Origin of the sequence: Oceanicella sp. SM1341 (assembly GCF_003448965.1) — a bacterium.
Taxonomy (GTDB): Bacteria; Pseudomonadota; Alphaproteobacteria; order Rhodobacterales; family Rhodobacteraceae; genus Paroceanicella.
The window spans coordinates 24,369-38,848 of sequence record NZ_QRGC01000021.1 but is presented as its reverse complement, the minus strand read 5'-3'; the positions used below and the strand labels follow the sequence as shown (position 1 = coordinate 38,848).

At 70.3% G+C, this 14,480-nt stretch carries 10 protein-coding genes; 8 read left to right on the top strand and 2 right to left on the bottom strand.

Annotated features, from left to right (window positions below; genetic code table 11):
- Nucleotides 1–336 precede the first annotated feature (336 nt).
- The gene (locus D3P35_RS17470) at nucleotides 337–1,008 is read right to left on the bottom strand and encodes a GntR family transcriptional regulator (RefSeq protein WP_118136143.1); all 672 of its coding nucleotides are present in this window, start codon (nucleotides 1,006–1,008) and stop codon (nucleotides 337–339) included.
- 117 nt (nucleotides 1,009–1,125) lie between these two features.
- Here D3P35_RS17470 and D3P35_RS17465 point away from each other — a divergent pair, with 117 nt between their 5' ends.
- From D3P35_RS17465 to D3P35_RS17430, 8 genes are all read left to right on the top strand, one after another.
- Nucleotides 1,126–2,631, top strand: a complete 1,506-nt coding sequence (locus D3P35_RS17465; protein WP_118136141.1) for an ABC transporter substrate-binding protein — start codon at nucleotides 1,126–1,128, stop codon at nucleotides 2,629–2,631.
- A 70-nt stretch (nucleotides 2,632–2,701) separates the two neighbouring features.
- The gene (locus D3P35_RS17460; RefSeq protein ID WP_118136139.1) at nucleotides 2,702–3,619 is read left to right on the top strand and encodes an ABC transporter permease; all 918 of its coding nucleotides are present in this window, start codon (nucleotides 2,702–2,704) and stop codon (nucleotides 3,617–3,619) included.
- 11 nt (nucleotides 3,620–3,630) lie between these two features.
- Nucleotides 3,631–4,536, top strand: a complete 906-nt coding sequence (locus tag D3P35_RS17455) for an ABC transporter permease (protein WP_118136137.1) — start codon at nucleotides 3,631–3,633, stop codon at nucleotides 4,534–4,536.
- Entirely contained in the window at nucleotides 4,536–6,203 is a 1,668-nt protein-coding gene (locus D3P35_RS17450; protein ID WP_118136135.1) for an ABC transporter ATP-binding protein, read from the top strand. Before D3P35_RS17455 ends, D3P35_RS17450 begins: the two co-directional genes overlap by 1 nt.
- Before the next feature lie 149 nt (nucleotides 6,204–6,352).
- Nucleotides 6,353–7,747 carry a M20 family metallopeptidase gene (locus D3P35_RS17445; RefSeq protein ID WP_118136132.1) on the top strand — a complete coding sequence of 465 codons (1,395 nt, stop codon included), beginning with the start codon at nucleotides 6,353–6,355 and terminating at the stop codon, nucleotides 7,745–7,747.
- A 3-nt stretch (nucleotides 7,748–7,750) separates the two neighbouring features.
- Entirely contained in the window at nucleotides 7,751–8,566 is an 816-nt protein-coding gene (locus D3P35_RS17440; protein WP_118136130.1) for a sulfite exporter TauE/SafE family protein, read from the top strand.
- On the top strand, nucleotides 8,563–9,876 hold the full coding sequence (locus D3P35_RS17435; RefSeq protein WP_118136128.1) for a D-serine ammonia-lyase: 1,314 nt from the start codon (nucleotides 8,563–8,565) through the stop codon (nucleotides 9,874–9,876). The genes D3P35_RS17440 and D3P35_RS17435 overlap by 4 nt, the downstream gene beginning before the upstream one ends.
- A 3-nt stretch (nucleotides 9,877–9,879) precedes the next feature.
- The gene (locus D3P35_RS17430; RefSeq protein WP_118136126.1) at nucleotides 9,880–11,382 is read left to right on the top strand and encodes an amidase; all 1,503 of its coding nucleotides are present in this window, start codon (nucleotides 9,880–9,882) and stop codon (nucleotides 11,380–11,382) included.
- Between the two features lie 647 nt (nucleotides 11,383–12,029).
- On the opposite strand, the gene D3P35_RS17425 is transcribed toward D3P35_RS17430, so the two are convergent.
- Complete coding sequence (locus tag D3P35_RS17425; protein WP_118136124.1) at nucleotides 12,030–14,435, bottom strand: 1-deoxy-D-xylulose-5-phosphate synthase N-terminal domain-containing protein; 2,406 nt, start codon at nucleotides 14,433–14,435, stop codon at nucleotides 12,030–12,032.
- Nucleotides 14,436–14,480 lie beyond the last annotated feature (45 nt).

Sequence of the window (14,480 nt, the reverse complement as noted above, 5' to 3'; positions counted from 1 at the left end):
TGAATAAATGATAAAATTGCTTCAGGTCATGCCTGATCTGACCCCGATATCGCCGATGATCGCAACAAAACAATTTAATTTTATATTCATTTAAAATTTCGCAAAGCCGATTGCATGCATGTTTTACGCGTATCGGTTGCATTTATACAAGTATATGGGGAAGGGACGCGCATCTGAACTTTCAGGTTGCAGCGCCGCGCGAGCGCGCGCGCCCCTGGGCGGACTGATTCACTCTTGCCCCGCGCGGCCGCCGGCAGGGCCGGGCCGGCCGGATGACAGCGCATACAGGCGCGGGGACACGCAGCCTGCAGCAGCGGAGCCGCGCGGGGGGCCGCGTCAGGTGCCGGAGGAACGCCGGTCCTCGACCAGGTTGATATACTGGTAATAGGTATCGCCGAGCGTGTTGATGTGACCGCGCATGAGCTCGGCGGCACGGTCGGCGTCTCCGAGATCCATCGCGTCGAGAATGGCGGAATGCTCGCGCATCGACTGCTGCAGGCGGCCGGTCACGTCGAGCTGCCTGCGGCGGAACGGATGCAGCCGCTCGAGCAGCCGCTGGGTTTCCTCGGCGAGGAACTCGTTGCCCGAAGCCTCGTAGATGGTGCGGTGCAGGCGGTTGTTGGCGGCGTAATAGGCGTCGTGCCGGCCCTCGGCCAGCGCCGCCTCGCAATCCCGCGCCGCCTGGCGCAGGTAGATGCGCTGCGCCCCGGTGATGCGCCGGGTGGCCAGCGACACGCACCAGGCCTCCAGCTGCCCCATCATCTCGAACATCTCCACCAGCCGGGTCATCGAGGGCCGGCGCACGAAGGCGCCGCGGTTCGGGATCAGCTCGACCAGCCCAGTCGCCCGCAGCCCCTGAAGCGCCTCGCGCAGCGGCGTGCGTGACACCTGGAACTGGTCCGCCAACGCCACTTCGTTCAGCTTTTCGCCGTCGAGATAGTCACCCATCGCAATTCGCTGCTCAATTTCTGAGCGGATGCGATCTGCCACGCGAGATTTGCTGTCCATGGGGCTTTCTGCGTTGACAAGATACAATCGGATACGAATTGTGTACAAAAATAAAAATCAGAATGCAATCTTCGCGACAACCAAGTGACTGCAACAGTGGGGTAACCAGACATGCGAATGAAAACCGTGCTCCTCGGCACTGCGCTGACGATGGCGGGTGCAACCGGGGCCCTGGCCGACAAGGCCAGCGACACGCTCAACCTTGCCTTCAGCAAGGAGCTCGAGACCGCCGACGTCTACTTCAACACCGCGCGCGAGGGCCTGCTGCTGGACCACGCCACGTGGGACGGCCTGCTCTACCGCAACCCGGAAACCGGCGAGTACGAGGGCAACCTGGCCACCGAGTGGACCTGGGTCGACGACACCACCATCGAGTTCAAGCTGCGCGAGGGCGTGACCTTCCACAACGGCGAACCGTTCAACGCCGATGACGTGGTCTACACCGTCGATTTCGTCACCAACCCGGAAAACGGCGTGAAGAACACCGCCACCGTGGGCTGGATGGACCATGCCGAGAAGGTGGACGACTACACGGTGCGCATCATCCTCAAGGCGCCCTTCCCGGCGGCCGAGGAATATCTCGCCGGCCCGCTGGCGATGTATCCCAACGAGTATTACGCCGAGGTGGGCCCCTCCGGCATGGGGCTGAAGCCGGTCGGCACCGGCCCGATGAAGATCACCGAGCTCGAGCCCGGCAAGCACTACGTGCTGGAGCGCAACGAGGATTACTTCGACGGGCCGAAGGGCCATTCGGCCATCTCCAAGGTCGACATCCGCACCATTCCGGACGTGAACACCCAGATCGCCGAGTTCTTCAACGGCACGCTGGACTTCATCTGGAACGTGCCGGCCGACCAGGCCGAGCAGCTCGCCTCCATGGGCGATTACGAGGTGGTGAACGCGCCCGCCATGCGCATCGGCTACGTGACCATGGACGCCGCCGGCCGCGCCGACCCCGACGGCCCGATGACCAATGCCAAGGTGCGCCAGGCGATCTACCACGCCATCGACCGCCAGACGATCCTCGACGCGCTGGTGAAGGGCTCCTCCAAGGTGATCGACAGCGCCTGCGCCCCGGTGCAGTTCGCCTGCGCCCAGGACCTGCCCACCTACGACTACGACCCGGAGAAGGCCAAGGCCCTGCTCGCCGAGGCCGGCTATCCCGACGGCTTCACCATCGACTTCTACGCCTACCGCGACCGGCCCTATGCCGAGGCGATGATGGGCTATCTCGACGCCGTGGGCATCAAGACCAACCTGGTGTTCATGCAGTACTCCGCCCTGCGCGAGAAGCGCATCAAGGGCGAGGTGCCGCTCTCCTTCCTCACCTGGGGCTCGAACTCGGTGGCCGACGCCTCCGCGAGCACCGGCGAGTTCTTCACCGGCACCGACCGGGACGACGCGCAGGACCCCGAGATCGTCGAGTGGCTGGCCCAGGCGGATTCGACCACCGACCGCGAGAAGCGCAAGGCCCTCTACAAGGAGGCCCTCACCAAGATCGTCGAGGAAGCCTACTGGGTGCCGCTGTTCACCTACAACGTGAACTACGTGCTCGGCCCCGACGTGGCCTACACCCCCACGGATGACGAGATCGTCCGCTTCTACGCCTTCGACTGGAAGTAACCGCATCCGCCCGGGCCGGAACACCCCGGCCCGGGCCCTCCGGATATTGCTGGCAAGCAGGACGCAGCACATGCTTCTCTTCATTCTCAAACGGCTGGCGCTGGCGGTCTGCGTCGCCTTCACCGTGTCGGCGATCAGCTTCGGGCTGCTCTACATGGCGGGCGACCCCGCCACGGCCATCGCCGGCGAGAACGCCTCCCAGGCCGACGTGGACGCGATCACCGCCCGCTACGGCTTCGACCGCCCGCTGCTGGTGCAATACGGCGACTGGCTGTTCGGCGCGCTCTCGGGCGATCTCGGCCGCTCGTGGTATTTCGACCTGCCGGTGACCGACATCGTGACCGACCGGCTCGGCGTCACCATGCTGCTGGGCGTGCTTGCCATCAGTTTCGCGCTGCTGCTTGCCATCCCGATGGGTGTCGCGGCCGCGGTGCGCCCCAATTCGCTGATCGACCGCGCGGCGCTGTTCATCTCCGTGGTGGGCCAGGCCATCCCCTCCTTCTGGTTCGGGCTCATCCTGATCGTGGTCTTCTCGATCAACCTGCGGCTGGTGCCGGCCTCCGGCTCGTCGAGCTGGCAGCATTTCATCCTGCCCACCGTGGTGCTGGGCTATTACGCCACCCCCGCCATCATGCGCCTCACCCGCGCGGGCATGCTGGAGGTGCTCTCGGCCGATTACATCCGCACCGCCCGCGCCAAGGGGCTGAGCAGCCGCAAGGTGCTGTTCAAGCACGCGCTGCGCAACGCGATCATCCCGGTGATCTCGCTCGCCGCGGTGCAGATGGGCTTCATGCTCGGCGGCTCCATCGTGGTGGAGTCCATCTTCGCCCTGCACGGCGCCGGCTACCTCGCCTGGGAATCGATCGGGCGCAACGACCTGCCGGTGATGCAGGCGCTGATCCTGGTCTTCTCGATGTTCTACATCTTCTTCACCTTCTTTGCCGACGTGCTGAACGCGTGGATGGACCCGCGCCTGCGCGTGGGCTGAGGGAGCGCATTATGACCGACACGACCATGGCCCCCGCGCCTTCCGCCGCCCGGGCTGCCGCCCTCACCCCCCGCCAGGTGATGCTGCGCCGCGCGCTGCGCCACCGCGGCCTGCTCTTCGGCGGGACGGTGATGCTGATCATCGTGCTGATCGCGGTCTTCGCGCCGCTGCTCACCAGCTGGAGCCCCTACGAGCAGAGCCTGCTCGCCCGCATGAAGCCGCCCGTGTTCCTCGGCGGCACCGAGGAGCACTGGCTGGGCACCGACGCGCTGGGGCGCGACTACTGGGCCCGCCTCGCCTACGGGGCGCGCATCTCGCTGATGATCGGCCTGTTCGCGGCCATCATCTCGGCCGTCATCGGCTCGGTGCTGGGCATCCTCGCCGGCTATTTCGGCGGCAGGGTCGACCTGGTGGTGACCTTCCTGATCAACGTGCGCCTCGCCATGCCGGTGGTGCTGGTGGCGCTGGCGGTGGTGGCGCTCTTCGGCGGCTCGCTCAACGTGGTGGTGACCGTGCTCGGCCTGCTGCTGTGGGACCGGTTCGCCGTGGTGCTGCGCGCCGCCACCATGCAGGTGCGCAAGCTCGAGTACGTGGCCGCCGCCGAGGTGCTGGGCGCCTCCCTGCCCCGGGTGCTGTGGAAGGACATCCTGCCCAACGTGATGAACCACCTCATCGTGATCTTCACGCTGGAGATGGCGCATGCGATCATCCTGGAGGCCGCACTCTCCTTCCTCGGGCTCGGCGTGCAGCCGCCCACCCCGTCCTGGGGGCTGATGATCTCGGAGGGCAAGAACATGCTGCTGTTCGAGCCCTGGCTGATCACCATTCCCGGCATCGCCCTGTTCTTCCTCGTGCTGTCGATCAACATGCTCGGCGACGGCGTGCGCGACGTGACCGCCCCGGAGGGCCGCAACTGATGAGCGAACCGATCCTGTCGATCCGCGGCCTGACCGTGGACCTGCCCGAGCGGGCGGACCGCGCCCATGCCGTGGAGGGGCTGAGCCTCGAGATCCGGCCCAACGAGATTGTCTGCATCGTGGGCGAGAGCGGCTCGGGCAAGTCGATCACCGCCTTCACCACCATGGGGCTGCTGCCCAAGGCCCTCACCCCCTCGGCGGGCGAAGTGGTCTTCGAGGGGCGCGACCTGCTGAAGATCTCGCCCGGCGAGCATGCCGCCCTGCGCGGCGCGCGCATGGCGATGATCTTCCAAGAGCCGATGTCGGCGCTCAACCCGTGCTACACGGTGGGCGACCAGATCGAGGAGATGTTCGAGCAGCACACCGCCCTGCCCCGCGCCGAGCGGCGGGCGCGCACCATCCGCCTGCTCGAGGAGGTGCACCTGCCCGAGCCGGAGCGCATCTACGCCTCCTACCCGCACCAGCTCTCGGGCGGGCAGCGCCAGCGCATCGTGATCGCCATGGCGCTCGCCCTCGACCCCGCGCTGCTGATCGCCGACGAGCCCACCACCGCGCTCGACCTCTCGACCCAGGCGCAGATCCTGCACCTGCTCAAGGAGCTGCGCGAGAAGCACTCCGCCGGCATCATGTTCGTGACCCATGATTTCGACGTGGTGGCCGAGATCGCCGACCGCGTGGTGGTGATGCAGCGCGGCGTGATCGTGGAACAGGGCACGGCGGAGGAGGTGCTCAACCGCCCGCAGCACCCCTATACCCGCCTGCTGATCGACGCCGTGCCCCGCCGCACCCGCGCCGAGCGCGACAGCCTGGAGGGCCGGCCGGAGGTGCTGCGCGTGGCCGGGCTCAACAAGACCTACCACGTGAAGGGCACCATGTTCCGCCCCGCCCGCACCGTGGCCGCCTGCCGCGACGTGACCTTCTCCGTGCGCCGCGGCGAGACCCTCGGCATCGTGGGCGAGAGCGGCTCGGGCAAGTCCACCCTGGTGAAATGCCTCATCCGCCTCGAAGACCCCGACGACGGCGCGGTCTGGGTGGGGGCGGACAACATCGCCGGCTACTCGCGCCGCGCGCTGCACCGCTTCCGCAAGGACATCCAGATCGTCTTCCAGGACCCCTACGGCTCGCTCAACCCGCGCCGCACCATCGGCGACCAGCTCGTCGAGGGGCCGGTGAACTTCGGCGAGAACCGGGGCAAGGCGATGGAGCGGGCGCGCGAGCTGATGCGCATCGTGCGCATGGAGCCCGACGCGCTCAACCGCTACCCCAACCAGTTCTCCGGCGGCCAGCGCCAGCGCATCTGCATCGCCCGCGCGCTGATGGTGGGCCCCAAGGTGCTCATCGCCGACGAGGCGGTCTCCGCCCTCGACGTGTCGGTGCAGAAGGAAGTGCTGAAGCTCCTCAACGAGATCCGCGACCGCATGGGCCTCACCGTGCTGTTCATCACCCATGACCTGCGCGTGGCCGCCCAGGTCTGCGACAATCTCATCGTGATGCAGCAGGGCGAAGTCGTGGAGCGTGGCTCGGTCGACGCGGTGTTCGGCGCCCCCTCCCACCCCTACACCCGCAAGCTGCTGGCGGCCCAGCCGGGCCAGGCCTGGGAGGTGCCCGACATCTCGAAGCTGCCCCCCGCCGCCGACCCCGCCCTCACCGCCCGGAGCATGGTGTGAGCGGAGCCCTCCCCCGGCTGAGCGAGGCAGGCCCGCCCGCGCGGGCCTGACACCCCTTCCCCGCGCGCCCGGCTCCCCGGGCGCGCCCTCCTTCCGGCCCCCCGCGCGCCCGCGCGCCGGGCCACCCCCGAAAGACCCACGAGGCAGAGATGAGCACACGTGACGCGGCGCTGAAGGTCAGCGCGCAGTATTTCGACAATGGCGGTTTCCAGGCCGACCTCGCCCGGCTGGTCGCCTTCCCGACCGAGAGCCAGGAGCCCCATGGCGCCCCCCACCTGATGGCCTATCTCACCGAGGCGATGATCCCGATGCTCACCGGCATGGGCTTCACCACGCAGCTGCACGAGAACCCCGCCGGCGCCGGCCCCATCCTCACCGCCGAGCGCATCGAGGACCCCGCGCTCCCCACGGTGCTGAGCTACGGCCACGGCGACGTGATCCGCGCCCAGACCGACCAGTGGCGCGAAGGCCTCACCCCCTTCGAGCTCATCGAGGAGGGCGAGCGGCTCTACGGCCGCGGCTCGGCCGACAACAAGAGCCAGCACCTCATCAACCTGCGCGCCTGGGCGGCGCTGATCGAGGCGAACGGGCGCTTGGGCTTCAACGCCAAGGTGCTGATCGAGATGGGCGAGGAATCCGGCTCCCCCGGGCTCAAGGCCTTCTGCGAGGCGAACCGCGATCTGCTCGCCGCCGACGTGCTCATCGCCTCCGACGGCCCGCGCCTCTCGCCCGACCGGCCGACGATCTTCACCGGCTCGCGCGGCGGCATGATGTTCACCCTCGAGGTCGCCCTGCGCGAGGGCGCGCACCATTCGGGCAATTTCGGCGGGCTGCTGGCCGACCCCTCGATCATCCTCGCCCACGCGCTGGCCTCGATCACCGACGCCCGCGGCCAGATCCGCGTGCCCGAGTGGCGGCCCGACAGCCTCACCCCGCGCATCCGCGAGGTGCTCTCGGTGCTGCCGCCGGTGGAGGCGGGCATTCCGCTCGACGCCGACTGGGGCGAGGAGAGCCTCTCCCCCGCCGAGCGCGTGTTCGGCTGGAACAGCTTCGCGGTGCTGGCGATGAAATCCGGCGTGCCGGAAGCCCCGGTGAACGCCATCGCCGGCTGGGCCCGCGCCACCTGCCAGCTGCGCTTCGTGGTCGGCACCGAGGTGGACGACATCCTCCCCGCCCTGCGCCGCCACCTCGACGCGCACGGCTTCGAGGCGGTAAAGATCATCCCCGCGAACCGCGGCAGCTTCCCCGCCACCCGGCTCGACCCCGACCACCCCTGGGTGCGCTTCACCTCGGCCTCGCTCGAGCGCACCACCGGGCTTGCGCCGCACCTGCTGCCCAATCTCGGCGGCTCGCTGCCCAACGACTGTTTCGCCGAGGTGCTGGCCCTGCCCACCATCTGGGTGCCGCATTCCTATGCCGGCTGCTCGCAGCACGCGCCCGACGAGCACATCCTCAAGCCGCTGGCCCGCCAGGCGCTGATGGGCATGACCGGGCTCTTCGCCGACATCGCGGCGGGCGAGAACCTCCCCTCCGCCGGGGCCTGAGCCATGCAGGACACCCTGAGCCTGCTGGTGCTCGTCGCGGTCTCGGGCGGGCTGGCGGGCATCATCTCCGGGCTGCTGGGCGTGGGCGGGGGGATCATCCTCGTCCCCGCCTTCTTCCACGTCTTCACCACGCTGGGCTACCACCCGGACCAGCTGATGCAGATCTGCGTCGCCACCTCCACCGGCACGATCATCTTCACCTCGCTGCGCTCGGTGATGGCCCATCACCGGCGCGGCGCGGTGAGCGTGGAGCTGATCCGCGGCTGGGGGCCGTTCATCGCGCTCGGCGCGGTGGCCGGGGTGTTCGCCGCCGCCGCCCTGCGCTCGCGCGAGCTGCAGCTCGTCTTCGGCTGCATCGGGGTGAGCCTGGGGCTCTACATGGCCTTCGGGCGGCGGCACTGGCGCCTGTCCGACACCCTGCCCGGCCGGGCGCTGAGCGGGGTCTACGGGGCGACCATCGGCTTTCTCTCCGCGCTCATGGGCATCGGCGGCGGCTCCTTCACCGTGCCGCTGCTCACCGCCTACGGGGTGGCGCCGCACCGGGCCGTGGCCACCTCGCCGGGCTTCGGGCTGCTGATCTCGGTGCCGGCCTTCGCCACCTTCCTGCTCACCGGCTGGCATGTGGCGGGCAAGCCGCCCTTCACCTACGGCTACGTGAACCTGCCGGCGGTGGTGCTGATCGTGCTCACCACCATGCTCACCGTGCCGCTGGGCGTGCGCCTCGCCCACCGGCTCACGCCGGCGCAGCTCCGGGTGGTCTTCGCCGTCACCCTGCTGCTGCTCGCCGGCAACATGCTGCGCAAGGGGATCACCGGATGACTGCCCTCACCGACCCGCTCTTCGACCCCGTGCGCGCCGGCCGGCCGACGCTCTGGACCAACCCCGCCTACACCCCGGCCGACGACCCCGAGGCCGCCGCCGCCCTGGCGCAGGCCGTGGCCGACTGGGCGCGCATCGCCCCCCTGCTCGCCCGGCTCTTCCCCGAGGTCGGCGAGGCGGGGGTGATCGGCTCGCCCCTCGTCGACCTCGCCCCCCTGCGCGGCGCGCTCGGCCACGCGGCCGGGCCGCTGTTCCTCAAGGCCGACCATGCCCTGCCGGTGGCAGGCTCGGTGAAGGCGCGCGGCGGCGTCTTCGAGGTGGTGATGACCGCCATCGCCCAGGCCCGCGCCGCCGGGCTGCTGGCACCGGGCGCCGACGTGGCCGCCCTCGCCTCCGCCCCCGCGCGGGCCTTCTTCGCGGAGCGCAGCATCGCCGTGGGCTCCACCGGCAATCTCGGGCTCAGCGTGGGCATCGCCGCGCGCGCCCTGGGCTACCGCGCCGTGGTGCACATGTCGGCCGACGCGAAGCCCTGGAAGGTCGAGCGCCTGCGCGCCCTCGGTGTCGAGGTGGTGCAGCACGAGGCGGACTATACCTCCGCCGTGGCGGCTGCCCGCGCCGCCTCGCAGGCCGACCCGCTGTCGGCCTTCGTCGACGACGAGGATTCGGAGCTGCTGTTCCGCGGCTACAGCGCCGCGGCGGCCGAGCTCGCCGGCCAGCTCGACGCGCTCGGCCTGCCCATCGGCCCCGAGCGCCCGCTGCTCCTCTACCTGCCCTGCGGCATCGGCGGCGCGCCCGGCGGCGTGGCGCAGGGCGCGCGCGGCATGTTCGGGGCACATGTGCACGCCTTCTTCGCCGAGCCGGTGCAGGCGCCCTCGGCGCTGGTGCAGATGGCGCATGGCGTGGGGCAGCCGGTGTCGGTCTACGACCTCGGGCTCAGCAACCGCACCGAGGCCGACGGCATGGCCGTGGCCACCATGTCGGCCCTCGTGGCCAAGCGCATGGAGCAGCGGCTCGCCGGCGTGTTCACCGTGGGCGACGATGACCTGATGCGCTACCTCGCGCTCGCGCATGACGCCGCGGGGCTGCAGCTCGAGCCCTCGGCCACCGCCGGCTTCGCCGGGGCCCATTTCACCGCCCGCAGCCCGCAGGGTGCTGCCTTCCGTGCCCGGCACCTGCCCGGGGCGCTCGCCGCGCGGGCGGTGCATGTCGTCTGGGCCACCGGCGGCAGCTTCGTGCCCGCGGCGCAGTTCACCCGGTTTCTCGACACCGGGCGCGCGCTCGGTTCCGACTTCGACCTCCACAGGACCTGACAGATGACCCTCCCGACCGATCCCGCCGACCTCGGCGCCCTCGACGCCCGCCGCCTCATCGCCCGCAAGGCGCTCTCGCCGGTGGAGCTGGCCGAGGCCTGCATCGCCCGTGTCGAGGCGCTGGACCACGCGGTGAACGCGCTCGTCGCGCATGATTTCGAGGCGGTGCGCGCCGGGGCCCGGGCGGCGGAGGCGGCGGTGATGTCCGGCGCGCCGCTCGGGGCGCTGCACGGATTGCCCTTCGGCGTGAAGGACATGATCGACGTCACCGGCCTGCCCACCACCTTCGGCTCGGAGATCTTCCGCGACAACATCGCGGCGAAGGACGATGCCATCGTGGCGGCCATGCGCGCCGCGGGCGGCCTGCCGCTGGGCAAGACCAACAACCCCGAATGGAGTGCCGGCGCCAACACCCGCAACCGGGTCTATGGCGTGACACCCAACCCCTACGACCTCACGCGCACCTGTGCGGGCTCCTCCGGCGGCTCGGCGGTGGCGCTGGCCTGCGGCTACGCGCCCCTCGCCACCGGCTCGGACACCGGCGGCAGCCTGCGCAACCCGGCCGCCTATTGCGGCGTGGTGGGTTACCGGCCCAGCCCCGGCGTGGTGCCCGGCAACACCCGCGGCACGGCGCTGATCCCGCTGCCCACCTCCGGGCCGATGGCCCGCTCGGTGGCCGACGCGGGGCTGATGCTCTCCGTGCTCGCCCGGCCGGACCGCGACGACCCGTTCACCATCCTCACCGGGGGCCGCACGCCCTGGGACCCCGCGGGCTTCGCCGCCCTGCCGCGCCGCGACCTCTCCTCGCTGCGCATCGCCGCCACCGAGGATTTCGGCTTCGCCCCCACCGAGGCGCTGGTGCGCGCGCAATTCCGCAAGGCGCTCGGCCTGCTCGCCCCCGCCTTCGCCGGCATCGACGAGGCGAGCCCGGACTGCACGGGCGCCGACCGCATCTTCGCCGTGCTCCGCGCGGTGCAGTTCCTCGGCAAGCATGCGAAGATGGTCGACACCCAGCCGGACCTCGTGGGCCCCAATGTCACCGACAATGTCGCCGAAGGGCGCGGCTATTCGGCCGAGGACGTGGCCCAGGCGCTGCACATGCAGGGCGATTTCTACCGCGCCTGGCAGCGCTTCTTCGAGACGACCGACTATCTCGTGACCCCCACCGTCACCATCAGCCCCCGGCCCTGGCGCGAGCTCTACCCCACCGAGATCGACGGCGTGCCGACCTCGAGCTACTACCACTGGCTCGCGATGGCCTATGCCTCGACACTGGCCGGCCACCCCTCGATCACCATCCCCTGCGGGACGGACGCGAAGGGCATGCCCTTCGGCCTGCAGGTGATCGGCCGGCGGCACGACGATATCGGCGTGCTCGCGGTGGCGGCCGAGCTCGAGGCGGTGATCGCCGGGATCCCCGATCTCGCGCCGCGCGCCCCCGACCTCGCCGCCCTGCGCGCTGCACCCGCGATCGCCGAAGCGGAGGGGTTCCTGAGCTTCGAGTGATCCTCGGGGGGAACGCCTGCCTCGCCGAGGGGGCTCACGCCCCCGCAGCTCGGCAGGCGTGGCGAAGGGCCGGTGGCCCTCCGCCGGGTGCGTCACCGGTGGGGAAGGCGGGCAAGCGGGCCGGGATGGCGGCGTTCATCGCCAGAGAGACGGGCGGGTGGCGGACCTCCGTGAAGCCCTGGCGAACGTGTCCGGGGGAGGGCTTGCGCCCGGGTCTCCGCTGCGCCTCGCGCCACTCACGGCTTCGGGCTTCAGGCTTCGGGCTTCGGGCTTCGGGCTTCGGGCTTCGGATACCTGCGGGGCCGTCATACCGTGCGCAAGCCCCTCATCGCTCCGAACCGAGCACCGAGGGACGCGCCCGACCCTGGGTGGGCGCAGCACCGCCCGGCATGGGCGTTTTATCCCGAAAGCCCCGGGCGACGGCTGAACCATTACCGACATCGCCAGCGCGCCCTCCCGGGGGGAGGGTCGGGCGCGGCCCGGGCTGGTCGCCCGGGCAGGAAGGCTGAGCCGGGACCCCTTCTTACCACGACGCCGCCGGCCAACACCCCGCGCCGGCGGAGGCCCTTCAGGGCCTTCGCCACGCCCGCCGAGCTGCGGGGGCGCAAGCCCCCTCGGCGAGGCGGGCGTTTCGCCCCCCGGTGTGCTCAGCCGATGGGGGTTGCCGCCCAGGCGGCGGCGCGCTTGCCATCGGTGAGGGCGCTCACCGCATTGGCAAGGGAGTAGCGGTCGAGGCCGTAGTGTCGGTAGAGGTCGCCGATCGTGCCGGTCTGGCCGAAATGCTCCACCCCGTGCGGCACCGTGCGGTGCCCGGCCACGGCGCCGAGCCAGGAGAGCGTGCCGGGGTGGCCGTCGATCACCGTCACGAGGGTGCACTCGCGCGGCAGCGGCTCGAGCAGCGTCTCGACATGGGCGCGCGCGGCCGCGTTGCCGCGGGCCCGGGCGCGCTGTGCGGCGGTCCAGCCGGCGTTGAGGCGGTCGGCGGAGGTGACGGCGAGCACGCCGATGTCGCGCCGCACCTCGCCGATCATCCCGGCGGCGGCGATGGCCTCGTCGGCCACGGCGCCCTGATAGGCGATCACCACCGAGCAGTTCGGCCCCGGCCGGCGCAGCCAGTAGCCGCCGTCGATGGCGCCCTGGCGGAAGGCGTCGTCCACCCGCCGGCCCGGCTGCTCCAGCGGCTTGGTGGTGAGGCGCAGGTAGACCGAGCCGCCGGTCTCGTCGCGCAGCCAGGTGCGCTCGTCGGGGTCGCCCTCGCCGTCGCGCTGCATGTAGTCGAAGGCCCAGGCCATGATCACGGCGAGCTCGTCGGCGAAGGCGGGTTCGAAGGCGGCGAGCCCGTCCTGGCTCATGCCGATCAGCGGCGTGCCGATCGACTGATGCGCCCCGCCCTCCGGCGCGAGCGTGATGCCCGAGGGCGTGCCCACGATCATGAACCGCGCGTCCTGGTAGCAGGCGTAGTTGAGCGCATCGAGCCCGCGGGCCACGAACGGGTCATACACCGTGCCCACCGGCAGCAGCCGCTTGCCGAACAGGCTGTGCGACAGGCCCGCGGCGGCGAGCAGCAGGAAGAGGTTCATCTCCGCGATGCCGAGCTCGAGATGCTGGCCCTCGGGGTCGAACTCCCATTTCGCGGTGGAGGGGATGGCATGGCTCACGAAGGCATCGGCCAGAGCCTCGCGCGCGAAGAGCCGCCGGCGGTTCACCCAGGGCCCGAGGCCGGTGGTGCCGGTCACGTCGGGCGAGGTGGTGAGGATGCGCTCGGCAAGCGGGCTGTCGCCGCGCGCCAGCGCATCGAGGATCTTGCCGAAGGCGGCTTGCGTGGAGAGGCTCGCCCCGGCGGGCGCCTTCAGCTCCGGCACGGGCAGGCGCGCATCCGTCAGCCGCCGCGGGCCGCCGGCGAAGAACGGCACCCGGCCGAGGAAGCCGCGCAGCCCCTCGGGGTCGCGCACCGCGGCCATCGGCTCCCACTCCTCGCCCTGCGCCACGCCCATGTGGGCCTGCCACTCGGCGAACTGCGCCTTGGTCATCAGCCCGCCGTGGTTGTCCTTGTGGCCGGCGATGGGCGTGCCCCAGCCCTTGATGGTGTAGGCGAGGAAACAGGTCGGCCGGTCATGGTCGACAGCGGCGAACACATTGGCCAGCGTCTCCACGCAATTGCCGCCGAGGTTCTCCATCAGGGCCGCCAGCTCGGCGTCCGAGCGGCGGTCGATGAGCGCGCTCACGTCGCCCTGGTCACCGAGGTCCTCCATCAGCCGCTCGCGCCATTTCGCGCCGCCCATGTAGGTGAGGGCGGAGTATTCCTGGTTGGAGCAGCCGTCGATCCAGTCGCGCAGCTTCTCGCCGCCGGGCTCCACGAAGGCCGCGCGCTGCAGGGCGCCGTATTTCACCCGCACCACGTCCCAGCCGAAGGCCTCGAAGATCTTCACCACCCGGCCGAACAGCCCCTCGCGCACGATCCCGTCGAGCGACTGGCGGTTGTAGTCGATCACCCACCAGGTGTTGCGCAGGTCGTTCTTCCAGCCCTCCTGCAGAGTCTCGTAGATGTTGCCCTCATCGAGCTCGGCATCGCCCACCAGCGCCACCATGCGGCCGAGCCGCTCCACCCCGCCCCAGCGCTTGGCGGCCACGTAATCCTGCACCAGCGAAGCGAAGGAGGTCATCGCCACCCCGAGCCCGACGGAGCCGGTGGAGAAATCCACGTCGTCCACGTCCTTGGTGCGCGAGGGGTAGCTCTGCACGCCGCCGAAACCGCGGAAGGCCTCCATCTTCTCGCGCGGCAGGTTGCCCATCAGGTACTGCATGGCGTGGAACACCGGCGAGGCATGCGGCTTCACCGCCACCCGGTCCTCCGGCCGCAGGGCCGAGAAGTAGAGTGCCGTGATGATGGACACCATCGAGGCCGAGCTCGCCTGGTGCCCGCCCGTCTTGATCCCGTCCACCTTGGGGCGGACATGGTTCGCGTTGTGGATCATCCAGTGCGACAGCCAGAGCAGGCGCTGCTCGACGGTCTTCAGATGCGCGGCATCGGTGGGCACGATATCGATCGGCATTCTGCGGTCTCCCCGGGGTGCGGTGCTTTCTTGCGCGCCGCCCGG